This window comes from Sphingobium ummariense RL-3 (genome assembly GCF_000447205.1).
GTDB lineage: Bacteria > Pseudomonadota > Alphaproteobacteria > Sphingomonadales > Sphingomonadaceae > Sphingobium > Sphingobium ummariense.
The window spans coordinates 16,080-40,241 of the sequence record NZ_AUWY01000112.1 but is presented as its reverse complement, the minus strand read 5'-3'; the positions used below and the strand labels follow the sequence as shown (position 1 = coordinate 40,241).

The 24,162-nt window shown below is 62.8% G+C and carries 20 protein-coding genes; 11 read left to right on the top strand and 9 right to left on the bottom strand.

Annotation, left to right across the window (positions count from 1 at the left end):
* Positions 1-25: 25 nt before the first annotated feature.
* Positions 26-2,431: a TonB-dependent receptor gene (locus M529_RS40810; protein ID WP_031295200.1), complete on the bottom strand. Its 2,406-nt coding sequence runs from the start codon at positions 2,429-2,431 to the stop codon at positions 26-28.
* A 779-nt stretch (positions 2,432-3,210) separates the two neighbouring features.
* Between M529_RS40810 and M529_RS40805 the strand changes: the two genes are divergently transcribed.
* Genes M529_RS40805 through M529_RS40765 form a run of 9 tightly spaced genes read left to right on the top strand, consistent with a single transcriptional unit; the run spans position 3,211 to position 14,207 of the window.
* On the top strand, positions 3,211-4,293 hold the full coding sequence (locus tag M529_RS40805; protein ID WP_021318993.1) for a putative urea ABC transporter substrate-binding protein: 1,083 nt from the start codon (positions 3,211-3,213) through the stop codon (positions 4,291-4,293).
* 38 nt (positions 4,294-4,331) lie between these two features.
* Positions 4,332-5,147, top strand: coding sequence for an ABC transporter permease (locus M529_RS40800; protein WP_031295198.1), 816 nt, complete (start codon positions 4,332-4,334; stop codon positions 5,145-5,147).
* A complete protein-coding gene (locus M529_RS40795; RefSeq protein WP_021318991.1) occupies positions 5,144-5,953 on the top strand; it encodes an ABC transporter ATP-binding protein in 810 nt (269 codons plus the stop codon). The genes M529_RS40800 and M529_RS40795 overlap by 4 nt, the downstream gene beginning before the upstream one ends.
* A gap of 28 nt (positions 5,954-5,981) precedes the next feature.
* Positions 5,982-6,422 (top strand): CopG family ribbon-helix-helix protein, encoded by a 441-nt coding sequence (locus M529_RS40790; RefSeq protein ID WP_236617708.1) that lies wholly within the window; start codon positions 5,982-5,984, stop codon positions 6,420-6,422.
* Positions 6,419-7,240, top strand: a complete 822-nt coding sequence (locus M529_RS40785; protein WP_021318989.1) for an urea amidolyase associated protein UAAP1 — start codon at positions 6,419-6,421, stop codon at positions 7,238-7,240. Before M529_RS40790 ends, M529_RS40785 begins: the two co-directional genes overlap by 4 nt.
* Positions 7,241-7,256: 16 nt before the next feature.
* Positions 7,257-7,892, top strand: a complete 636-nt coding sequence (locus tag M529_RS40780) for an urea amidolyase associated protein UAAP2 (protein WP_021318988.1) — start codon at positions 7,257-7,259, stop codon at positions 7,890-7,892.
* Positions 7,889-11,485, top strand: coding sequence for an urea carboxylase (uca, locus tag M529_RS40775; RefSeq protein WP_021318987.1), 3,597 nt, complete (start codon positions 7,889-7,891; stop codon positions 11,483-11,485). The genes M529_RS40780 and uca overlap by 4 nt, the downstream gene beginning before the upstream one ends.
* Positions 11,482-13,266: an allophanate hydrolase gene (atzF, locus tag M529_RS40770; protein WP_021318986.1), complete on the top strand. Its 1,785-nt coding sequence runs from the start codon at positions 11,482-11,484 to the stop codon at positions 13,264-13,266. The genes uca and atzF overlap by 4 nt, the downstream gene beginning before the upstream one ends.
* 23 nt (positions 13,267-13,289) lie before the next feature.
* Complete coding sequence (locus M529_RS40765; protein ID WP_031295194.1) at positions 13,290-14,207, top strand: Vgb family protein; 918 nt, start codon at positions 13,290-13,292, stop codon at positions 14,205-14,207.
* A 43-nt stretch (positions 14,208-14,250) separates the two neighbouring features.
* Here the strand turns inward: M529_RS40765 and M529_RS40760 are convergent, their stop codons facing one another.
* From M529_RS40760 to M529_RS40745, 5 genes are all read right to left on the bottom strand, one after another.
* Entirely contained in the window at positions 14,251-14,589 is a 339-nt protein-coding gene (locus M529_RS40760; protein WP_051184076.1) for a UrcA family protein, read from the bottom strand.
* A 120-nt stretch (positions 14,590-14,709) separates the two neighbouring features.
* Positions 14,710-15,072 (bottom strand): hypothetical protein, encoded by a 363-nt coding sequence (locus tag M529_RS0124920; RefSeq protein WP_031295193.1) that lies wholly within the window; start codon positions 15,070-15,072, stop codon positions 14,710-14,712.
* A 16-nt stretch (positions 15,073-15,088) separates the two neighbouring features.
* Positions 15,089-16,666, bottom strand: coding sequence for a tetratricopeptide repeat-containing sulfotransferase family protein (locus M529_RS40755; protein WP_021318982.1), 1,578 nt, complete (start codon positions 16,664-16,666; stop codon positions 15,089-15,091).
* Complete coding sequence (locus M529_RS40750) at positions 16,663-17,607, bottom strand: sterol desaturase family protein (RefSeq protein WP_021318981.1); 945 nt, start codon at positions 17,605-17,607, stop codon at positions 16,663-16,665. Before M529_RS40750 ends, M529_RS40755 begins: the two co-directional genes overlap by 4 nt.
* An 87-nt stretch (positions 17,608-17,694) precedes the next feature.
* Complete coding sequence (locus M529_RS40745; RefSeq protein WP_021318980.1) at positions 17,695-18,630, bottom strand: LysR family transcriptional regulator; 936 nt, start codon at positions 18,628-18,630, stop codon at positions 17,695-17,697.
* Between the two features lie 137 nt (positions 18,631-18,767).
* On the opposite strand from M529_RS40745, the gene M529_RS40740 reads away from it, so the two are divergent.
* Complete coding sequence (locus M529_RS40740) at positions 18,768-19,808, top strand: isopenicillin N synthase family dioxygenase (protein WP_021318979.1); 1,041 nt, start codon at positions 18,768-18,770, stop codon at positions 19,806-19,808.
* Here the strand turns inward: M529_RS40740 and M529_RS40735 are convergent.
* From M529_RS40735 to M529_RS50350, 3 genes are all read right to left on the bottom strand, one after another.
* Positions 19,779-20,378: a hypothetical protein gene (locus M529_RS40735; protein ID WP_021318978.1), complete on the bottom strand. Its 600-nt coding sequence runs from the start codon at positions 20,376-20,378 to the stop codon at positions 19,779-19,781. The two genes, M529_RS40740 and M529_RS40735, sit on opposite strands and share 30 nt — an antisense overlap.
* A gap of 32 nt (positions 20,379-20,410) precedes the next feature.
* Positions 20,411-21,394 carry a sterol desaturase family protein gene (locus M529_RS40730; RefSeq protein WP_031295189.1) on the bottom strand — a complete coding sequence of 328 codons (984 nt, stop codon included), beginning with the start codon at positions 21,392-21,394 and terminating at the stop codon, positions 20,411-20,413.
* Positions 21,395-21,864: 470 nt separating this feature from the next.
* Positions 21,865-22,350: a hypothetical protein gene (locus M529_RS50350; protein WP_236617707.1), complete on the bottom strand. Its 486-nt coding sequence runs from the start codon at positions 22,348-22,350 to the stop codon at positions 21,865-21,867.
* A 493-nt stretch (positions 22,351-22,843) separates the two neighbouring features.
* Between M529_RS50350 and M529_RS40725 the strand changes: the two genes are divergently transcribed.
* Positions 22,844-24,148: an SLC13 family permease gene (locus M529_RS40725; RefSeq protein WP_021318975.1), complete on the top strand. Its 1,305-nt coding sequence runs from the start codon at positions 22,844-22,846 to the stop codon at positions 24,146-24,148.
* Positions 24,149-24,162: the final 14 nt, after the last annotated feature.

The following is a 24,162-nucleotide window of genomic DNA, read 5'->3' as shown; positions in this document are numbered from 1 at the left end:
GGACAGCGCCCCGACATTCGTCACATCAATATTTGAAGCGCGCCTCGATGCCGAAGGTGCGCGGATTGATAACGGTCTGCCTGTAGTAGCGGAGCAGCACCCCATCGTTGAGGCCCACGCGCGAGCGGTCGTTGGAGACGGAAGCCACCGCATATTTGTCGAAGATATTGTTCGCGAACAGGACGAGGCTGTAGCGATCCGTCTCATAGGCCAGCGAGGCACGGTGCAGCACATAGCTCGGAAGCTTGGCGCCATAGGCACGGTCCCAACCGAGCCGCGTCACGACATTGCCGCGATAGGTCGCTGTCCAGTCCGCCACTAGGTTACCGGCCATGAACGGCATCGTATAGGTCGTTCCCAGGCTACCGCTGTTCTTTGCGGAACCCGGAAGGCGATCCCCCGACAGTGCGTCCAATTGGATGGGCGAACTGGGATAGGTGCCGGGCGGGTCGTTGACGGCGATGATTCCTGGAACATCCTGTGTTAGCTTGGCATCGGTGTAGGAGTAGGTCCCCTGGATCGACAGCCCTTCGATCGGCCTTGCCTGGAAGGATGCTTCGAAACCTTCCGACTTGGCCTTGCCCCCGTTGACGATGATGCCGACAATGCCGTTGATGGTGGCGGAATCGACCTGAATGCCGTCCCATTTGATCTGGAAGACGTTGAAGTTGAACGTCAGCTTGTGATCGAGAAGCTGAGTGCGGATACCGAGTTCGGCATTTTTCGTGGTGTCGGGGCCAAACTGCATTTCGTTGGGCAGCGCGCACACATTCTGCTGCGTCGGATCGAGCGGCAGAACGCAGGGGGCAACCGTGTTGGGGCCGCCGATCCGGTAGCCCTTGCTGTAGGTGGCATAGGCCATGACGTCGGGGGTGAAGTTGTAGGATGTGTTGAATTTCCACACCCAGCCGTTCTTTTTCGACTCCCCGCCAGCCGAGGGAAGGTCATAAGGGCTGACCGGATCCCCGAGCAGTGGGAGCACCGCGCGACCGCTGACGTCGGAGGTGTAGCCGAAATAGCGTAGTCCTGCCGTCACCTGCCATTCGGGTATGATCCTGAGCGTGCCTTCGCCAAAGACTGCCTTCTCGGTCACCTTCGACTTGTTGAAGCTGTTATATTCCACCTCGTCCGGATTGGGCTGGGTACCGAATTCCACCCAGGGATGATTGGGGACGTGCTCCGTATATTCGCGCAGACGCTTCTGCTGATTGTAGAAGCCGCCGATCACCCAGTTGAACGGGCCACCATGGCGGGAGACGAAGCGGATTTCCTGGTTGAACTGCTTGCGGCGATCATGACTTTCGTTCCAGCTCGAAAAAGCCGGAAAGGCTTCATAGCCATAGTCGAGATCGAGCAGAAGGTCGGTATTGTCCGCCTGATTGTCGTTCTTCACGTCGGTATAGGCCGTCGTCGCGACCAGGTCGGCAATATTCGCGATATTGGCGTTGATTTCCATGCTGCCCAGATGCGCGCGGCGCTTCACCGGTTCGATGTAACGCGCGGCGCTTTCATATTTGCCCGTACCGAGGACGCCGGCGCTGTTATACTGGCCGCCATCGGTCTTGGTCTGCTGGAACGCATAGGTGAAGTTGACCTTCAGATCCTCGCTGAACTGGAAAAGCAGCTGGTTGCGCGTGGTGAAGGTCTTCTCGAAATTGAGATCCTTCTCCTTTCTCAGGTTCGCGGCATAGCCGGCGGGCGAGATGCTGGTCGGACCGTCGGGTTGCGGGAGCGAAACGCCGGGCGTCTGGAGCAGCAGCGGATAGTCGATGAACCCGGGATCGTAGAAATAACCCGTGGCGGAACGGAAGGCGATGCGATCCGTCACGATCGGGATGTTGATGACACCATCCATTTGATAGCCCAGCTTGCCGCTATGGCCCTTGCCGTAAAGGCGGCTATGCACCTCGCCTTCGAACTTGTTCGTGTCAGGCCGGTTGGGAATATTGCGGATCGCACCGGCAAGAGTGCCCAGGCCGTAGAGAGTCCCCTGCGGCCCGAGCAGCGTTTCGACACGGGCGATGTCGAGCAGCTTGAAGTCGTAATAGAGCGGCACCTCGCCGAGATAGACGCCCAGCGCACTGTCGTAAGATGCGCCGGTCGCACTGGAATCCGAAGCGTTGAGGCCGCGCAGCACGATCGTCCCGGTCGAGCCCGGACCCGTATCCGAAATCGTTACACCCGGAGTGAAGTCGGCGATATCACGTATGTCGTCGATGCGCTGCCGGGCAAGCTGCTCCTGGCCGACGGCGGTGATGTTGATCGGGACGTTCTGGATCGAAACCGCGCGGCGGGTGGCCGTCACCACGATCTCATTGCCTTCGCCGCTTGCGCCATCGGCACCATCCGCGGTGCCCTGAGCGAAAGCCGAAGTGGTCCCGACGCCCATGAGAATGGTTGCGCCGAGCAATGTATTGCGAAACAATTTCATAGTCACTTCGACCCCCTTCCAGTTGAGCCTCAAGTGACATCCTTCTCCTTTGGCGCTCTGGCTAGGCCGGCACCTTGTCAGCCGGTTCCCGGCCAGTTGTCATCGTCATTCCATGATGTGCGCCGTCTTCTGTAATCGGAGTAGCGGCGATCATCATTCAATCAGTTCGAATAGCGCGCAATGAATCGGCAAAGCCACGACCGCGTGCACTACTGGCGACTGGCGGCGTTGTGCCCGAGAGAGCAGCATTGCGCGCCGGTCTTCGATCCACGAACCCTCACTTCAAGCCGGTGACTGTCCGGCTAATCCACCCTTCTGTTCCGCTGCTTTGATAGGCAGTCGTCGACTATACGGTATGGATATTACGTAATGGGTCAAGCGTAATAATTTTGCGCTTGCTCAGTATGACTGCAACGGCTGGGTGCGGCGCACAATTTGCGGTTTTCTTACACTGCGCGCCGAAACGAAGCTCGGCGAACGACCGGCAGGACAGCGGGAGAGGGGGAAGATGGTGAACCGCTGAGCCGCCGAATCGTAAAGCCGAGCGAGAGATCCATTCGGGCGCTGGGCTGTCCTTCAAAACGAGCGCGGTTGCTCGACTATGATCATCGACTCGCGTGCGGCACAACCCTGTCACCGGCGCCGCAGCGCCTTCCGTGGCACTCGCCGCGAGGATCTTCGCCATCTCGAGCAGTATTACCTAAAATTGCAAAGGTAATAAATCCTGATGGACATGCCCATGCTGCTTTGCAATAGTGGGTATCGAAAGGGGACGAACGATGATCCGACTGTTTCGCGACGGAGCCCGGGCCGCTCTGATGACGGGAGCCCTTTTGCTTGCTTCCTGTTCGCAAGCACCGGATGCCCCCATCAAGCCGAAGACGGAGTTCAACATCGGCTGGTCGATCTATGCGGGCTGGATGCCATGGCCCTATGCCCAACAGGCTGGAATCGTCAAGAAATGGGCCGATAAATACGGCATCAAGATTAATATCGTTCAGGTCAACGATTATGTCGAATCGGTGAATCAATATACTGCTGGCAAGTTCGACGGCGTGACAGTCACCAATATGGATGCTCTGACCATTCCCGCAGCCGGGGGAAAGGATACGAGCGCGATCATCGTCGGTGACTATTCGAACGGCAATGATGGCATTCTGCTCAAGGGTGCCGACAATTTCTCAGCGATCAAGGGCAGGCAGGTCTATCTCGTCGAACTGTCGGTCTCCCACTATCTGCTCGCTCGTGCGCTGGAAAAGTCGGGGATGAAGCCCACCGACATCAAGACGGTGAACACGTCCGATGCCGATATCGTCGGAGCCTTCTCCAGCCCGGACGTTACCGCGGCGGTCGCATGGAACCCGCAGCTGTCGGTAATGAAGGAACAGGCCGGTGCGAAGGAGGTCTTCAGCTCGGCCCAGATTCCCGGAGAAATTCTGGATCTGCTGGTTGTCGATACGGCGACCCTGAAGGCCAATCCGAATCTGGGCAAGGCGCTCGCCGGCATCTGGTTCGATACGATGGCGCTGATGAAGCGGCAGGATGCGGAGGGGAAGGCGGCTCGTGCGGCGATGGCGAAACTGGCCGGCACGACGCCTGAAGTGTTCGAGAGCCAGCTGGCGACCACGCATCTCTATGCCGATCCGAAATCCGCCGTGGCGGCCACTTCGGCGCCGGCACTCGTTCAGAGCATGGCGCAGGTACGGGACTTCAGCTTCACCCATGGCCTGTTCAAGGGTGCCGCTTCAGCGGATGCCGTCGGCATGAGCTTTGCCGGCGGGAAGACGCTGGGCGATGCGCAGCATGTGACGCTGCGGTTCGACGACAGCTTCATGAAACTGGCTGCTGACGGAAAGCTTTGAGCCCACCCGATCGATCCCCCCTGTAGGACGATGACCATATGCGTTGGGTGAATCGCCATGTCAGAAGAGGCGACCGGTTGCTGCTGGGGGCGGTGCCGATCCTGCTGCTGGTCCTGCTCTATTTGTTCCTGGCGACCCAGCGTCATGCCGCCAATCCGTTCGACAAGATATTACCGCTGCCCGATGGCATGATGAAGGCCATGGCGGGCCTGCTTTTCCAGCCGGACCAGCTGACCGGACAGCTGCTCTTCTGGGCGGATACGCTGGCCAGTCTGGAGCGGCTCGGCATCGGCCTTGGCATCGCGACGGTGACGGCTCTTCTCGTCGGATTGGTCCTCGGCGTCCTCCCGCCGGTCCGGGCGACCTTCGGGCCGCTGGTAACGGGTATCGCCGTGATCCCGCCCATCGCTCTGCTTCCCATCCTCTTCATCGCCCTCGGCCTCGGCGAAACGGCAAAGATCGCGCTGATCGTCATCGGCATAGCGCCGGTGATGGTGCGTGACATCGCCGCTCATGTCGCTGCCTTGCCGCGGGAGCAGATCGTGAAGGCGCAAACGTTGGGCGCGAGCAGTTGGCAGATCATGACACGGGTGGCCCTGCCGCAGGCCATGCCGCGCCTTTTCCACGCGATGCGCCTGTCGCTGGGACCGGCCTGGGTCTTCCTGATTTCGGCAGAAGCCATCGCGTCGGACGTAGGCCTTGGCTACCGCATATTCCTCGTCCGCCGTTACCTCTCGATGGATGTCATCATCCCCTATGTCGTCTGGATCGCGCTGCTGGCGGTAGCGATGGACATCTCCCTAACGTTGCTCAGCCAGCGCCTCTTTCCCTGGGCCCATGGAGACAGCCATTGAGCGCGCTTCTTTCCCTGCGCGACGTGTGGGTCGAATATGGCGACAAGATCGTCCTCGAACGCGTGTCGATCGATATCGAAGCAGGATCCTTCGTCTCGATCGTCGGGCCTTCGGGGGCGGGAAAGAGCAGTCTGCTGCGTCTCATCCTCGGCCAGGAGGCGGCGACACGAGGATCGATCCTCCTCGACGGAACGCCGCTGACGCCCGAGTGCGGGCCGGACCGGGGCGTCGTCTTTCAGCGCTATTCGGTGTTTCCCCACCTGTCGGCCCTGCGCAACACCCTGTTCGGACTGGAGTGCGACCAGGCGCCCGTGCTGGCGCGCCTGTTCGGCACCGCGCGCCGCGAAGCGGTGGAGGAAGCGACCGGGATGCTGGCGGCGGTGGGTCTTGGCGACAGCCTCCACCTTTATCCTGCCCAGATGTCGGGCGGGATGCAGCAGCGTCTGGCGATCGCCCAGGCGCTGATCAAGCGGCCCCGCATCCTGCTACTCGATGAGCCGTTCGGCGCGCTCGATCCGGGCATCCGTGCGGATATGCACCAGTTGATCACCCGGCTCTGGCGCGACTATTCGCTGACGATCATCATGGTGACCCACGACATCCGGGAAGCATTCAGCCTGGGAACGCGGGTGCTCGCCTTGGATAAGCGTCGTCACGATCCGCACGCCCCGCACCGTTTCGGCGCGACGGCCGTCTATGATCTGGCTCTGCGCAAGCCTGCGCCCGACGCAGCCGATGAAACGGAAGAGGCGGCAGCTTCTCCGGACGGCGAACAGGACAATGAGGAGAAGGTTGGACATGGTTAGCGAACCTGCGGGCCTCGCGAGGTTGAGCATGAGCTTACCAGCGGATCTGTTCCGGCAACTCGACATGATGGTGGAGGAGCGCGGCCTGCCCTCGCGGTCCCAGCTCATCGCCGAGCTTATTCGTCATGCACTTGCCGAACATGAGGCCTTCACTCGTCCCAACGAGATGCTGGCCGGCACCATCACGATCGTCTATCGCGGCGACCGCGGCCGCGTGCGGCACCAGCTCGCCCAGACGCAGGCGGACTATCTCAAGGAAGTCATCTCCTCGCAGCACGTTTTCCTGGAAGATGACCAGTCACTCGAAGTCCTGCTGGTGCAGGGGCCTGCATCGCTGCTCAAGGAACTGTGCGATGCGCTCAGGCGCGTGCGCGGTGTCCACCAGCTTCAGCTCGTGACGACGACCGCCCTGCTGCCCCCGCTCTACGACCAGGAATCCATCAACCAGACAGACGGAGTGATGGCATGACAACTCTTGCCAACCCCACCGCAGCCCGCGACCACGCCCGCGCGATGGCGGGCACGCTGGTCGAAGCCATGCCGGTGCTTCCACCGGTCGCCGACGACCTGCCGGACGGCGTGTCCGCCGACGACCTCTTGTGGGAAGAGACGATCGCGGCGGGCGGCTATGCAACGCGACGTCTGTCGCGCGGCGCCCGCCTGAGACTGATCGATCTCAAGGGCGACGCCTGTGCTTCCCTGCTCATCTTCAACGCGGAAATGCCGACCGAACGGCTCAATGTCGCTGATACGGTGAAAGTGCAGTGGAACGCCTATCTCGGCACGGGCAAGCTGCTGCTGTCGGACATGGGCCGCGTTCTCATGAGTTTCTTGGAAGACGGGGCCGGGACGCACGACACATTCTGTGGGACGTCCAATGCCGCGACCAACGCCGCGAAATATGGCAACGGCGCCAATAGCGGCCCGGCGCCCAATGGCCGCGACCGCTTCCTGCTGGGCGCCGCCAAACATGGTCTTCAACGGCGGGACGTCCATCCGTGCGTCAATCTGTTCAAGGGCGCCCGGATCGAGGCCGACGGCAGCATCGTGCCGCAGATCGGGCCGTTCGCGCCTTTCAGGAGCCTGGTGCTGCGCGCGGAAATGGAGGTCATCGTGGTGATCGCGAACTGCCCGCATGTTCTTGATCCGCGCGAAGACTGGACCGTGACGCCGGTTCGCGCGACGGCTTGGCGGGGTCCGGTCACCGCGGCGGACGATGCGATCCGGAACGGCACTCCAGAGGGCCTGCGCGCCTTCGAGAATGTCGAAGACTATTTTCGCCGTTAGAAGGGAAAACGCCTCAATGAGCGCCGATATCCACTTGTCCGGTCTTCCGGGCGCCATCCTCCATGACGAGATCGTGCCAGCGAGAGCGCCCTGGCTGCATCATGTCGCAGCCGGCCAGACCCTGAGGATCGTCGATCTGGAAGGGAATCAGGCGGTCGATTTCCTCCTCTATTCCGCGCAGGACGATGCGGAGCGTTACAGCGCGCAGGACACCGTCGCCGCGCAGGGCAATCTGTTCCTTCGCGAAGGCACCGTGCTGCGTTCCAACGAGGGGCGGGCGATGATGACCATCACCGCCACGTCCGTCGATTATCACGACACGATCGGCGGCGCCTGTTCCTGCGAATCCAACACGCTTCGCTACGGCCACCACACCAAGGCGGAACATGCGTGCGTCGAAAACTTCCTGGAGGCCAATTTGCGGGAAGGCAGGGGCAAGCGCGACATTGTTTCCAACATCAACTTCTTCATGAACGTGCCGGTGGAACCCGACGGATCGCTGGGCATCGTCGATGGTATCTCCGCGCCCGGCCTGACCGTGGACCTGCGCGCGGAGATGGACGTCATCGTGGTCGTATCCAACTGCCCGCAGATCAACAACCCGTGCAACGGATTCAATCCCACGCCCGTGCGCATGATTGTCGCCGCATGAGGTTCGATACCGTCCTCATTGCGAACCGCGGCGCGATCGCGACCCGTATCATCCGGACGCTCCGGCGGATGGGCTTGCGCTCGGTTGCGGTCTATTCGGAAGCCGACGAGGACTCCCTCCATGTCGTGCAAGCCGACGAGGCGGTCTGCATCGGCGGTGCACGTGCTTCCGAGAGCTATCTCAACATCGACGCCATATTGGATGCGGCCCGCGCGACAGGTGCTGGTGCCATTCATCCGGGCTATGGCTTCCTTGCCGAAAATGTCGAATTCGCCCAGGCCTGTGCGAAGGCCGGGATCATCTTCATCGGCCCCACGCCGGACAATATCCGCACCTTTGGCCTCAAGCACAGCGCACGCGCTCTGGCGGCGGCGCACGACGTCCCGCTCGCGCCGGGCACCGATCTGCTGAGCGACGAGGCGCAGGCGGTGCTCGCCGCGCGAGAGATCGGCTTCCCGGTGATCCTCAAGGCGACGGCTGGTGGGGGCGGGATCGGCATGCGCGTCTGCGAGGACGAGGCGGCCGTCCGCGAGAATTTCGCCGCCGTCGCGCGCCTGGGTGAAAGCAATTTCGGCGACGCCGGCATCTTCCTCGAGCGCTACATCCGACGGGCGCGGCACATCGAGGTGCAGATATTCGGCGACGGCGAAGGGCGCGTCATGCCCGTGGGTGAGCGGGACTGCTCGCTCCAGCGTCGCAACCAGAAAGTGGTAGAGGAAGCGCCCGCGCCCTTGCTGCCCGAAGCGGTGCGCGCCGAGTTGATCGCCGCCGCCACACGGCTGGGCAAGGCCGCGTCCTATCGGTCGGCGGGAACGGTCGAATTTCTTTATGACGCAGAACGGCAGGATTTCTTCTTCCTGGAGATGAACACCCGCCTCCAGGTCGAACATGGCGTCACCGAAGAGGTGATGGGCATTGATCTGGTCGAATGGATGATCCGCGGCGCTGCCGGTGACTTCTCCTTCCTGGATGGAGAGCCGCCGCGTCCCAAAGGGCATTCCGTGCAGGTGCGGCTCTACGCCGAAGATCCCGCGCTCGACTATCGCCCGACCTCCGGCACGCTGACGGCCGTCGCGTTTCCGCCGGACATTCGTACCGAAACCTGGTGCATGGCGGGCAGTACGGTCAGCGCCTGGTACGATCCCATGCTTGCCAAGCTGATCGTCCACGCGCCCACCCGAGCGCAGGCCGTCGCAGCCATGCAGACGGCGCTCGATCAAAGTCGTGTCGACGGGATCGAGACCAACCTGCGCTGGCTTCGGGAGGTGGTGCGTTCGGCGCCGTTCGTCAGCGGGGAAGTCTCGACGCGCGTCTTCGACGGCATCGCCTTCCATCCGCGCAGCATCCAAGTGGTAAGCGGGGGTACGGCGACGACGGTGCAGGATTGGCCCGGCCGCCAGAAATTGTGGGCCGTGGGCGTTCCGCCGTCAGGTCCGATGGACGACCAATCCTTCCGCCTCGGCAACCGGCTGCTCGGCAATGCGGAAGGCACGGCCGGCCTGGAGGTCATCCATACCGGCCCCACGCTGACCTTTACCGCGCCTGCGCGTATCTGTCTCACCGGGGCCGATTTCAGCGCCAGGCTCGACGGGACGCCGGTGCCGCGCGGAGTGGCGATCGATGTCGGAGCGGGAAAGACGCTTACCCTTGGTCGGGTGACGGGCGGCGGCATACGCGGCTATATCCTGTTCGCGGGCGGTCTGGACATCGCTCCCTATCTCGGCAGCCGCAGCACTTTCGAGCTTGGGCAGTTCGGCGGGCATGCCGCGCGGCGTCTGCTGGCAGGCGACACCCTGCATCTGGGCGATGAGGCGGTCGGGCCTGCGCTGCCGCGAGTGGCCCTGCCTCCATTGACCGGCGAATGGACCTTGCGCGTGCTCTACGGTCCGCATGGAGCTCCCGATTTCTTCACCGACGAGGATATCGAAGAGGTCGTGGCGGCCGAGTGGCAGGTCCATTATAACAGCAACCGCACCGGGGTCCGGCTGGTCGGACCCAAACCCCGCTGGGCACGCGCCGACGGCGGCGAGGCCGGTCTCCACCCGTCCAACATCCATGACAACCCCTATGCCATCGGCGCCGTGGATTTCACCGGCGACATGCCCATCATCCTGGGACCGGACGGTCCTTCGCTCGGGGGGTTCGTCTGCCCGTTCGTGGTGATCGCCGCCGACCGCTGGATCACGGGCCAGCTCGCACCCGGCGACAAGCTGCGCTTCGTGCCGGTCAATGCCGAGGATGCGCGCGAGGCGGATCTGGATCAGCGCAGGCTGATCGCTTCGGGGAGTGCGCATGGGGTCGGTCCGGCCCGGCCGATCGGGACGCTGACCCCCATCCTCGCAGAGATTCCAGCCACTCCCGATCGCCCGCGCACGGTCTATCGTCAGCAGGGCGACCGCAATATCCTGGTCGAATATGGCCCGATCGTGCTGGATATCGAGCTACGAATAAGGGCCCACGCCCTGATGGCCGAACTCGAGCGGCTCGCGCCAGCCGGGATTATCGATATCGTGCCGGGGATCCGCTCGCTCCAGTTGCATTTCGACGGCGAGACCATGGACCAGCGGGCCGCCCTCGACATGCTGATCGCTGCGGAGGAGCGGCTTGGCGATCTGGCGGACTTCGTGGTCCCGTCGCGTATCGTCCATCTTCCGCTGAGCTGGCGCGATCCCGCCACGATCGAGACGATCGAGAAATATATGGGCGCGGTCCGCGCCGATGCGCCATGGTGTCCCGACAACATCGAATTCATCCGGCGGATCAACGGTCTTCCCGATGCCGCGGCCGTGGAAAATCTGATCTTCGAGGCGAATTATCTCGTCCTTGGTCTCGGCGACGTCTACCTGGGTGCGCCCGTGGCAACGCCGGTCGATCCGCGGCATCGGCTCGTGACCACCAAATATAATCCCGCGCGCACCTGGACGCCGCCCAATGTCGTTGGGATCGGCGGAGCCTATATGTGTATCTACGGCATGGAAGGGCCGGGTGGCTATCAGCTGTTCGGCCGCACCATCCAGATGTGGAATACCCATCGGCAGACCGAGGCTTTCACCGAGGGAAAGCCCTGGCTGCTGCGCTTCTTCGACCAGATCCGTTTCTATCCCGTGAGCGCGGACCAGCTTGTCGAATGGCGGCGCAATTTCCCGAGCGGCCGACGCTCGATCAGGATCGAGCCGTCCGAGTTCCGCCTCGCGGATTATCGCGCGTTCCTGGCGGACAATGCGGACGCGATCGCCGAATTCGAGGCGCGGCGAAAAACCGCCTTCGATCAGGAGCGCGCCGAGTGGCAGCGGAATGGCGAATTCGACCGGGTTGCCAACCTCGCCGAAGCGGAACAGCCCCCGTCGGATGCGGTGGAAATTCCCGATGGCGCCGACCTGGTCGAAGCCCCGTTCGGCGGCAGCTTGTGGAAGCTGCTCGTTGGGCCTGGCGACGAGGTCGATGCCGGCGAAACGATCGCGATCATAGAGGCGATGAAGATGGAATGTGCCGTTCCCAGCCCGGGAGCGGGCAGGGTAGAGGCGCTCTATGTGCAGGAGCGGCAGTCGTTACAGCCCGGTGCGCCGATGATGGCGCTGAGGAGGCACGCATGAACACACCCGCCGGAAGCCAACTGAACCGCCGCAGCGCCGCGGCGATCGCCGATGCCGTCAATGCCGGACGCATCAGTGCCGTTGCGGTGGCCGAAGAGACGATCGCACGTCTGGCCCTTTATGACGCGGTTCAGCCTCAGATCTGGATCAGCCGGGTCGCGCCCGACGCCCTGATCGAGGCCGCCCGCGCGGTCGATGCACGGGTGGCGGCGGGCGAAGCCTTGCCGCTGGCTGGCGTTCCCTTCGCCGTGAAGGACAACATCGATGTCCGGGGGCTCGATACGACCGCGGCCTGCCCCGCCTTCACCTATCGGCCGGAAGTTTCGGCAACGGTTGTTGAGCGGCTGATCGATGCGGGCGCGATCTGCGTCGGCAAGACCAATCTCGACCAGTTCGCCACCGGATTGAACGGCACGCGCAGTCCGTATGGCAGCCCCAGAAACGCTTACAACCTGTCTTATGTCAGCGGCGGCTCCAGCTCCGGTTCCTCGGTCGCGGTGGCGGCGGGACTGGTTGCTTTCGCGCTCGGCACCGACACCGCGGGTTCGGGCCGCGTTCCGGCCGCCTTCCAGCATTTGATCGGCTTCAAGCCCAGCAAAGGCCGGTGGAGCAACAGCGGTCTCGTGCCGGCCTGCCGTACGCTCGACTGCATCACCGCCTTCACGAGCGACACGGCGGATGCCCGGCTGATCGACTCCATCGCGGCGGGCTTCGATGCGGTCGATCCCTACTCCAAGCCGCTTGCCGACCGGCCGGTCGAGCGCAAGAGGATCGGCGTCCCCCGCCGCGACCAGCGCGCCTTCTTCGGCGATGCGCAGTCCGAATATCTTTACGACCGGGCACTCGACAGGCTCTCCACCCTCGCCGAGCTGGTGGAGATCGACTATGCGCCGCTACAGGAAGCGGCGCAACTCCTCTATGGTGGTCCCTGGGTGGCGGAGCGGACCGCCGCCATCGCCGACCTGCTCGCCGACCATCCCCACGCCATCGACCCTACGGTGCGTGAGGTCGTGGAGCCGGGGCTGGAAATAAGCGCCGTGGATCTGTTCAACGGCATCTATCGGCTTGCCGAACTCAAGCGTCATGCTGACACGCTTTGGGAGAGCATCGACCTGCTTGCCTTCCCCACCACCGGCACGACCTATCGGGTCGCGGAACTCAAGGCTGCGCCGATCGCGCTCAACAGCGCTCTGGGCTTCTACACCAATTTCGTGAACCTGCTGGACATGGCCGCCGTCGCCGTGCCCGCCGGCACAAGGGAGAATGCGACCGGGTTCGGCATCACCCTGATCGGCCCCGCCGACAGCGATGTTGCGCTGCTCGACGCCGCTGACGCCTATATTTCGGCGGCGGACATTCCGTCGCCACCACCGCTCGATCTGGAGGGCAAAATGGAAACCGTAAAACTCGCTGTAGTCGGCGCTCATTTGAAGGATATGCCGCTGCACTGGCAACTCACTTCCCGTGACGCGAAGTTCGTGGGTGCTTTCGAAACGGCCCCCAACTATCGCCTCTATGCGATCGCCAACAGCGTGCCGCCCAAGCCCGCGCTGGTGCACAGCGACGAAGGCGGATCGATCGCGCTGGAGGTTTACGAACTGGGCATCGCCGAGTTCGGCAGCTTCGTGGTCGAGGTGCCGGCGCCCCTCGCCATAGGTACGGTGACGCTGGCCGACGGCAGCAGCGTCAAGGGCTTCGTTGCGGAGCCGCGCGCGATGACGGGGGCCGAGGACATCACCGCCCTGGGCGGATGGCGCGCCTATATCGCGCAGCGCGCCTGATCTTCGCAAGGAAAGGGCAAAGCATGAAACGGCTCAGGAGATTGATCATGACGGTGGCGGCGGGATGCGCGGCTTCTACGGCACATGCGGAGCAGGTGATCGACGTGCCCGGCTTTGCGGACTTCCTGGCCGTCGAGGGCGACAGTGTGTGGGCGACCAATGCCGGCCGGGTCGAACGCTGGTCGCGGCAGGGGAAGCTTGCCGCCGTCGCCATGTCGAAGCCTTGCGGCGCCATGGCCCTGTCCGACGGAGCGCTCTGGGTGGCCGATTGCAAGGAAAATGCGCTCATACGGATCGATACGCAGACTGCGCAGAAGACCGCCACGATTCCTACCGGCATCGCCAATCCCAAAGGCGAACTGAACGTGGTTGCCGGCGCCGGATCGATCTGGGTCGCCAGCGATCAGAAGGGCGTCGTTTCCCGCGTCGACCCGGCAAAGAACGAGGTAGCGGCGACCATCCCCGTCAATCCTGGCACACATTATCTGGCGTTCGGCTTTGGATCGGTCTGGGCGGTCAGCAGCGAGGGCCGGTCGATCCAGCGCATCGACCCCGCGACCAACAGCGTCGTCAAGACGACGGCACTGGGCAAGGAGCCGGGTTTCCTCGCCGCCGGAGAAGGGGGAGTCTGGGTTCAGGAGCAGGGCGACGGAACGGTCGTTCGCATCGATCCGGAAAGTGGCAATGTCACGGGCCGCGTCAAGGTCGGCGCGGTGTTGAAATGGGGCGATATCGATACGGGTGGTGGGCTGGTGTGGCTGCGCACCACGGAGGATCAGACCTTTGTCGTGATCGATCCGAAATCGATGACGATCAAGGCCCGAGTGGGGAAGGCGGAAGGGAGCGGGGCCTTACGCTTCGCGGACACGGGAGTCTGGACCTCCGCGCATGACGTGCATACGCTGACCTGGTGGCCCGATCCGGCGAAGCTGGCGGAATGACCCGTCCGTGGCGCCATTAGGGCACCGCGGACGGACAGGATACTCAACGAGCAGAGGCCAGTTGGACGGTCGACTTATCGCCGGCCTTGGCAAGCTGCGCTTCGATCTGGGTGCGGATGTCGGCCGCCACCGCGGTGCGACAATCGCGCGCCTTGGATTCAAGAGCGAGGTGTACGCCCGCCATATGGTCGCCGCAAACGGCCCGCGCCGCTTGATCCATGCGGATGGCGAGGCTTTGCTGCCCTGCTGCGGTCGAAAGGTCCAGACCCTTGAGGTTGAGGATAGCGGTGTCCCGAGCGAAGGGATTGCCGCTGGTGGTGCCAGCAATTGCCGGCGTCGCGAAGGCGAAAACCGCCAAACACATGAGCCCAATCTTCATCATCTTCTCCTGAGCGAAACGAGCGCCGCTCTTCGGCGACTGGCGCCTAAATAGGCTTCGCAGAGGAAACTTACAATATATATCGATAATATGTTATTTTATTACTGAGCGGGGATGAGGTTATTACTTGGCCCTGACAACAAGCATTGCAAGGTCACGGGCGTGGCCGAGCAGCCCGATCGGCAGATCGGCCTCCTGGCTCGTCCCATCGACCTCGACCGTGATAGTGCGCGCCAGAGGCGGGGACCAGGATCGGACGATGCTCACCGGCAGGCGGACTCGCCAGTTGCGGCGGCCTTCGACCGGCACTGCATGACCATTGATGCTGACCTTGGACGCGATATCGTCCCGTTCGCCGGAAATCAGCAGGCAGTTCTCCGACCGAAACTCCACCACACGGGTCCGCGGGGCGGAAGCGGCTGCATCTGGCGCAACGAGCCCGGCGGCCAAGGCCAGGCAGAAGGGGAGTGTTCCAGGTCTCAGCATGGTCGCGCGCCCTCTTTCAGTCGATGGAGATGCCGGATCGTTCGAAGAAGCGTCGCACCGGTTCCAGAACCTGCTCATGCCGCTTCCACCGGGCGACCGAGTCGCGGTAGATGGGCCGGCGGACCTGCGCGGCGCTGGGCGTTGAGACCGGCGCATCATTGGTGTGGAAGGACAGGCACTCGTCCGCCCATTCCAGCCCGCAATGGGCGAGCAGGCGGCGGCTCTGCCCCTCCTGATCCGCCACAAGATCCTCGTAGCGCACTTCCAGGACGCGCCCCGGCAGGACTTCGCGCCATAGGGCCATCAGCCGGTCGAAGCCGACATAATAGGCGGCAATGTCGAGGAGGTCGTAGCTATAGTCGTAATAGCGCGAACCGACCGCAAAGAGGTTGCGGAAGTTGCTGAGCACCGTGTCCATCGGATGGCGACGGAGACAGACGATCCTGGCCGCCGGCAACGCCTGCGCGATGAACCCGACATAGTGGAAATTGCCCGGGAACTTGTCGATGAACCTCCGGCCCGGGTCTCGCCGGAAATGGCTGGCCCGCTGCAGATAGTCGCGGCCGATCGCGCCCATGTCGCTCCGGGCGGCCGCGGCGATCGTGTCCGGGTCCATGACCGTGGGCGTCCGCGTACCTGCCGCCTTCTTGACGGCCAGCGGCATCGCCTGGAGTTCGCCCGCGCTTTCGACGCCAGGGTGAGACGAAAGGATGCGATCGACCAGCGTCGTGCCGGTGCGCGGCATCCCGATGATGAAGATCGGCGCATCGCGCGGGGCGTCCTCCGCAGGAGCGGCGGCGATGCTGGGCCAGTTCGCCTCTATCGCATCGAAGGTCGCCGCATCGCGGGTAAAGTCGTAGCGCAATGTTCCGCGATGCTCGGCATTGACCGCGCAGAGCCGTTCCAGCGCTTCTTCCGGGCGGCCGAGGTCTTCGAGTTCCTTCGCCAACGCATAGCCAAGCAGGAGCCTATCCCGTCCGTCCACTGTCACCGAGTGGGCGTGTGCAAGGCGTTCGACATGATTATGTTCGGCCGACTGCTTGCGCAGGCTGGAGAGGAGGTGGTGGGCGCGAGCATGATCCGGGGCCAGGGTGATCAACGTCTCCAGCGCCGCTTCTGCTTCCTCTGTCCGGCCGAGGAAGTTGAGCGTCACGGCCTGGTTGTAGCGGAATTGCCTGTTCTGTGGATCGAGCATTACTGCTGCGGAAAAATGGCCGAGCGCCGCCGCGTGGTCGCCAAGGCGCGCATAGACGCAGCCCATCGTGTCGCGGCTCAGGGCATCGGCGGGCAGGGCCCGTTCTGCCTCCCGAAGCACAGCGGCAGCCTCCCCATCCTGGCGGACGAGGGTGAAGAGCTTGGCCAACTGCGCGCGATATTCACCTTGGGGATTGAGTTCTATCGCGCGGCCAAGATGCTGGATGCCGGCATGAACCCGCCCCGCGCTCGATTCCGCCACGCCGAGAAGGAAGTGACCCTCGGCATCGCCGGGATCATTCGCCACCAGCGTCGCCGCCAACTTCTGGGTGGCATTGATGTCGCCCCGGGCGAGCGCGGTGCGCGCTGCGATGGCCTGACCGGAGCGGCTCGCCATCATGCCGCGGCCTTTGCTCCCGCAACGTCTCTGTCCGGATCATTGGCCGGCCCGGCTGGGCCTGGTTCACTCGCTGCGCGTCGTGCCCTGTATTTCTCGATCATCGGCGCAAAGGGGAACAGGGTTTGTTCCCAGATGGTCAGCCGCTTACGGTCGTCCTGCCCGACGAGCACGCCCTCGCCCTCCCGATAGGTTCCGAAGATCCGGTCCAGCAGGATCAGCGAGTTGCCGTAATTGCAACGCGTGCTCTCATAGTCGGTGGAATGATGCAGGCTGTGGTGCCTGATCGTCGTGAAGAAGAAGGAATACCAGATCGGCGGATCGGCGCGCACATTGGCATGGGCGAAGACGGAAATGACGCCCATGGTGTTCAGGGCAGCAAAGATGGCCGTCTTGTCGAAATCGAACAGCGCGACGACGCTCAGGCTGATCAGGAACAGCTCGATCGGGTTGCCGACCGCGCCCTTGGCCGCGTTGAGCTGGGTGATATGGTGATGCGGCGCATGGGTCAGCCAGAAAGGCGTCCAATTATGCATCAACCGGTGCATCCAATATTGGCCGAATTCGATGAGGAAGATCACCAGCGCAACCTGTACCAGCCAGGGCAGATCTCCCGCCCATGCCGTGTTCAGCCCCAGCGAAGCCTTGATGGCGACCAGCGGTTCCTCAGCCAATTTTTGCGTCAGCCAGGCGATCACGGTCGCGCTGAGGACCAAATAATAAAGGTCCGTCATGAACTCCTGCTTGTTCATGCGCCAGCCGGCGTGACGTTCGTGCACCGCCTCCAGAAGGAGGACTGCGATCACGATCAGCGGAGAAGTCACGGTAAGGGTCCAGGGATGGTCTACCAGAGGGCGTGGACCAAAAGCCCAGAACCCCAGGACGATCATGATCATGGCAGGGGGGATGAGGTTGAATAGCCGGTCTTGGAGGCTGGTTTCCATGCCGCAACTCCTGTCAGTGCGCTCAAATTGCGCTGCACTGCATCATCCAGGCAGGGGGAAAATCCCGATGAAAGCCATAGACCTGATTTATGCCCGTTGGGCGCGCACGCGCCGGATGACCTCATCCCAGAAGAGCTGTGTGGCCGTGTCGCGGGCGGGTTCCGACCGGGCGAGCAGGAAGATGTCGTAAGCAGGCTCAAAATCCGCATAGAGCATGGGCCACAGGCGCCCGCTCGCGACGTCGCTTGCCGCAGCAGCGGTCGGAAGGAATCCGATCCCCACGCCCATGGTGATGAGCCGCCGCGCTTCGTTGATGTCCTCGGCCAGCCCGCTCACCACGGTACCGAGCCGGTAGCGCCGCCGTAAATGGGTGATCGCCTCTATTTCGTCCTCGCCGGTCAGGACGAAACCCTGATCCTTAAGTTCGCCCAATCGGCTCACCCGATAGCCGAAATAGGGACTGCTGCGCGAACAGTAGAGCTGCTGCCGCTCGATCAGCAGCGGCTCGTACATCAGGCTCCCGCGGACACTGCTGTCGTAGCCCACGCCGATTTCCACCTCCCCCTGCTCCAGCGCGTCGAGCAGCTGGCGCCAGGGGGACACGCGGATTTCGATGTGAATGGCCGGGTTGCGTCGGTGAAAGCTGGCTATGGCCTCGTCGAACTCGGCCGAAACGAGCCCGGACACGATCTGGATGCGGACGATGCCCTCGACGCGCTTGGTTGCCTGCGCGATCACATGCGGCATCATCCGGGCCGATTCCAGCATGTCTTCGCACAGCGCCATCATGGCCTTGCCGGCCGCGGTCATCTCCACGCCGGTGGCGGTACGGTGGAGCAGCGCCGTCCCGACATGGTCCTCCAGCCGCTTCAGCGCCGCGCTGATGCTGGGCTGCTGCCGATTGAGCCGCCGCGCCGCCGCCCCTATGCCCCCGGCCCGGACGATATCGACGAACGTCCGCATGAGGTTCCAATCGACGCGACTGGCAAATTTCCTGTCGATCAGCGGCGTTCGATCACTCATGCGCGTGCTGCCTTTCGGAAGGTGTCGGGGCTCACCCTGAATAGGGGGTCGGTTGCTGCGCTCATAGATGAAATCGATGCGAATCATAGCATCGGCCCATCTATCGCTATGCCTGGGGCGGTCTACGCTCGATCGCCATGAACCAGTACGTCCTGCCCCTCGTCGATATCTCGAAGCTCGCCAGCCCAAGGCTTGAGGATCGGCTTTCCGTCGCCCGCGAACTCGATCGGGCCTGCGTGGAGGCAGGGTTCCTCTATATAACGGGCGCGCAGATGGACGAGTCCGTCTTCCGCCGGATCGTCGCGCGCGCGCAAGCCTATTTCGCGCTCGATATGGACATCAAGATGAAGAGCTATATCGGCGGTTCGGAAAATCATAGCGGCTATGTGCCGGTGGGAGAGGAGCAGTTCGCCGCAGGCCAGTGCGACCTCAAGGAAGCCTTCGACGTCAATTGCGACTATATGCGATCCGAGGGACGGCGGCCGCTGCTGGGGCCGAACCTCTGGCCCGAAATGCTCGGGTTCCGTGACGACGTGCTGACCTATTACCAGCATGTCACGGGTATCGGCAGCCAGCTGTTCCGGGCCTTCGCGCTGGCGCTCGGTCTCGCCGAAGATCATTTCGACGCGCATCTGCGAAACCCGCCGAGCCAGCTTCGGCTGATCTATTATCCGTTCGACGCCAGCGCCGAGGATCGCCCCGGCATCGGTGCGCACACCGATTATGAATGCTTCACTCTGCTCTTCGCAACGGCGCCGGGCCTTCAGATCATCGACAGGCATGGCCGGTGGATCGATGTCCCGTTGGTCGAGGGCACGATGATCATGAACATCGGTGACATGATGGAGATCCTCTCCAACGGCCGCTATACCGCGACACGACACCGGGTGACGAAGGTCAAGGAAGAGCGCTATTCCTTCGCGCTTTTCCACGCCTGCGACTATGATTATGTCGTTGCCCCCGTCGTGCGCGGGGAGGCGCCGCGTTATGCTCCGCTGAAGGGCGGCGAGCATCTGTTCAACCAGACGGCGCAGACCTTCGCCTATCTGAAGCGCAAGATCGCCAGTGGCGAACTCGTCCTCAACGGCGCCTTGCCGCTCGACTCCTTCGGCTTGAGCAGCGGTGCCGCGGAACCGAGGCGGCCATTCTCAGCTCAGCAGGCTCTTTCTGAACAGTGATTTGACGAGCCGGCCTTCCAGGATGCGGCCCACCACATAGAGCGCGGCGAAGAGGCCAGCGAAGACATAGGCTGCGGTCGGCTTTGGACCCTTGCCTTCGTCCTTTTTCTTATCGTCCTTCTTTGGTTTTTCGGGCGCAGGCGCGCCCAGCGCTTTGTCGATCCAATGCTGCGGCAGCGCCTTGTCCTTCTTGTCCTCCTTTTTCGCCGTCTCCTCCGCTGGCGGCTTGCTGAACTTGCCCGCAGCGATCGTCAGCCCGGCGAAGCTGAGAAACAGCAGCGGCGCGAGGAAGCAGAACAGCAATGCCCGGCTGGTCAGGTGATAGCGCAGCACTGGCCCGGCCGGCTCCCGCTCGATCTTGAGCACGCCGCCATCGAAGATCGACATCTTGTCCTGCGCCGCCTGATCCTTCTTGCTGAAAGTCAGCGTGTCGCCCCGACGCTCGTAGCTGGTCCCGCTCTGGTTGAACAAGGGGCCGAGCTTCGTCAGGGCCTCATCCGCCGACTGGTCCGCTGTGAGCGCCAGACTGCCCTTTACATGCCAGATCCACTCCAGGAAACGCGCAGTCACATCATCCCCTCTTTGCAAGCGCGACGACGCCGTCATTCTGCCGGTACCGCCGTCTCGGGCCGACCATAGCGTTCCTTGATGGTCTTCCATCCTTCGGTGAAGGGATAGGTCATCTGCTCGCGGATCGACATGCGGCGTCCGCCTTCCAGGCCCAGCAATTCGGCCTCGCCATCGACGCAGGTGCCGAAGATCCGGTCGATGAAGATATAGGTGTTGGAATAATTGCTCCGCGTCGCTTCGAAATCCTGTGAGTGATGCAGACTGTGATGTTCGGTGGTGTTGAACAGGAAGCGCCACCAGCGCGGCGTGTTGAAGCGGACGTTGATGTGCTGATAGATGCCGATCGTGAGGCCAAAGGTGCCGGCAAGCAAGGCGGCCCTCGGCAGGAAGTCGAAAAAGCCGCCGATGCCTAGGCCAATCAGGAAAAGCTCGATGGGATTGCCGACCGCGCCTTTGTTGATGTTCAACTGGGTAATGTAATGATGCACCGAATGAGGGAGCCAGAGCGGATACCAGTTATGCATCCCCCGGTGCATCCAATATTGCCCGAAGTCGAAAATGAACGAGATCAGGAAGGCCTGCACCAGCAGCGGCAAGCCCGTGAACCACGCCAGCTTGTCCCAGTCGAAACTGTGCTGGATGGCCTCGATCACCGCGCCACTGCCGATATAATGTTCGATGAGGTCCAGGATGGTATAGCCCAGTCCGACATAGAAGAGATCGGTGACCAATTCCTTCCAGGTCAGGCGCCAGCTCTCATAGCGCGGGCTGACCCATTCGAGCGCCAGCAGCAGCACCTTGAAGGCGATGCCGATGCCGATGGCGGTGGACGCCTTGGCGATGGAATTGGGCGCATAATACCAGAAGACGATCAGCGCGAACAGCGCTGTGGGCTGGAACCAGGTGAAGATGAACTGCTTGAGCGGTCCGCCTTCCACTCGGCCTATATTTTCCCACCCGATAATGACCGGCGCCTGCGCGCCTATCACTCTCTTGCCTACGCGAACGCCGTCCATATGCTGACCTCGAGATGCTGCCTCGTCCCTGCAGGCGTGTCAGCCTCGTAGGCGACGAAAATGATGTTCGCAGTTCATTGAACTTCGTGTCATTTCAGCATCGGGAAGTCGCGCCCAACGCGCCAGATGCGATTAAGGTATATGCCCCATAGATGCTGCCTATGCCTTTATGACTTGGTGGCAGTGAATTGTGTGCAAGAGTGCCGTAAGTCTAACGCGAACTCGTCTCCACCGGATGCATTTCGGGTGGGGGGGCAGGGTGGCCTGCTGCCGGTTTGATGAACCCCTGAGATAAGGTGGTTTCACCTATCGGAGGTTATCAATGCAGAGAAGGAAGCTCGCCCGTGAGTTCAAGCTTGAGGCGCGACTAGATCGTCCATCCGCCATCTGGCCATAGGGACCGTCCGGTTTCGAGCCGCGGCTGAGAAAGCTGCCGTCCCCGCAGTAACGGCTCCGATAGCTGTCGTGCCTCAATCGCGCTGACTGGTCTCGCTTATCGGCCATATGGCGAGCACGTCGCCCGTCTTCGGATTTTGAACGCGCAACTCGGAAAAGTGGCCGATGATCACACATTGAGGACGTTGCTGCCGGCCTCCGCGCTGCACACACTGTACCGGTCCGCCCGCCTGGACCGACTGCGTGCGCCCTGTAACCCTCAACGCAAATCCGCGGGCTGGATCGAAATCGCCCGGCTCCATCCTTTTGACGATCTCCAGCCTGCGCGGGCTCTTGTCGACCTCGCCCTCGATCAGGCGCGCGATCGCCACTTCGTTTTCAACCTGGGCTGGATCGGCAGCGGGAACAGCGCCACCGGACGACCCGGCTGGGCATTCGGTTGCCGTCGACCAGGGTGTAGCGATCCAGAAGCCTTCTAACGCGCTCTTGTCCTCTTCGCCATCTTCGCCATCTTCGAGCGCCCATGTCGCGCGTTTCCATCGTGTCGGGTTGATCCACACCCGAAGGGTCGTCTTCGCCGGATCATATTGCCATCCGAACGGCGCTGAGCGTGGCCCCTCGACTGGTCCATCGCAGCCGAAGGGCAGAACAAGATCGAAGCGCCGTCCCGCCGCCGATTGGACGGCCTCTGGTTGTGGAAGCGATGTGCTCGCAGCGTCCACGGCGTCGGCGACAAGGTCGAGCAGTCCTGCTCGCTCCAATGTTGGTGGCGGGGCAAGGATTGTCGGTGGGGGTGGCGGCGCGGGTGTTGGCTCGGGGGCCGTGGCTGCCGCCGGCGCTGGTTTGGGAGCAGTGCTGCGCCCGATGAAAAAACCACCGCCGCCCACCGCGAGCAGCGCAATGAGCCCGCCAGCCAAGGCCAGTCGACTGGAATGGGGGGTCGGCTCCTGCATCCCACCTTCCTAGCAAAGCATCCGCCGCTCTCCCACCCCGAAGACCTGTCGGCGGGTCTTTCGTTGACAGGAGGCGGTCATGGACCGAGGCAGGGACGCAATGACGCTCGATCAACTTCTTACCCTCCTGGTTCTCGCGACGGTGGTTGCCGCGCTCATCTGGGACAAGGTGCGTGCCGATGTGGTGGCGCTGAGCGGTGCAGCCTTCCTGTTGATCACCGGCGTGGTAAGGCCGGTCGAGGTGCAGAGCGCCTTTGCCAGCCCCGCGATCATGGCGCTCGCCTCGCTTTTTGTCATCGCCTATGCGCTGGAACTCAGTGGCCTGCTCGATCGCGCGATCACGTTGGGCGTGGGCCTGTGCAAGCGCATGGGTTCAAAAGGGATCTGGCTGCTTTTGAGCATGATCGGCTGCGCCTCATGCTTTCTCAATTCGACGCCCATCGTCGTATTGGGCGCCCCTGTCATTCGGGACATCGCGCAGTCGCTCGGTCGGTCGCCCAAGCGCTATCTGATGCCGCTTTCCTACATCACCGTGCTGACCGGTTGCTGCACGCTGATCGGCACCTCGACCAATCTCCTCGTCGACGATATGGCGCGTGTTGCCGGGCAACCTCGCTTCGGCTTCTTCGAGATCACGCCCGTTGGTGTGCCGGTGGCGATCGCTGGCGGGCTCTATCTCCTGCTGGTGAGCGGGCGTATGCTCGCTCGGCCTGAGGAGGAGACGCCGGCACAACCGAAGGTGATCGACCCGCACGCCATCCACAGCGCGCAGGTCGGCGACGCGACATTGTTCGCAGAGCCGCGCGTCCTGCATCCGCGCAAGGCCGCGCTGGCGGCTGGCGTATTCATCGCCGTCATAGCGCTCGCCGCGTTCAATGTCGCACCGATCGCCGCAACTGCGCTGACCGGGGCTGTCGCGCTCATTCTTCTCCGCGTGATCAGTCCAGACGAGGCCTATGCCGGTCTCAAGCCAGAGATCCTGATCCTGATCGCCGGGATGGTGGTGATCGGCATCGCCATGGACCAGAGTGGGCTCGCGTCGCAGGCCTCTCGCCTGCTGATCGCCAGCGTCGAAGGACTGAGCCCGCTCGTGGCTCTCATCGTGCTGTACGGCGTCACCATGGTCCTGACCGAGCTTCTCTCCAATGCCACGGTCGCCGTCCTCGTGACGCCCGTGGCCGTCGCGCTCGCCGACAGTCTGGGCGTCAGTCCGCGCCCCTTTCTCATCGCTGTCATGATGGCTGCCAGCGCTGCGTTTGCGACCCCCTTCGGCTATCAGACCAATGTCATCGTCTACCAGATGGCGGGCTACCGCTATATGGACTTCGTCCGCGTCGGCCTGCCGCTCAATCTCATCACCTTTGCTGTCGCAATCATGGCCATCCTTGCTGCCTTTCCTTTTTGATGCCTACATCCGGG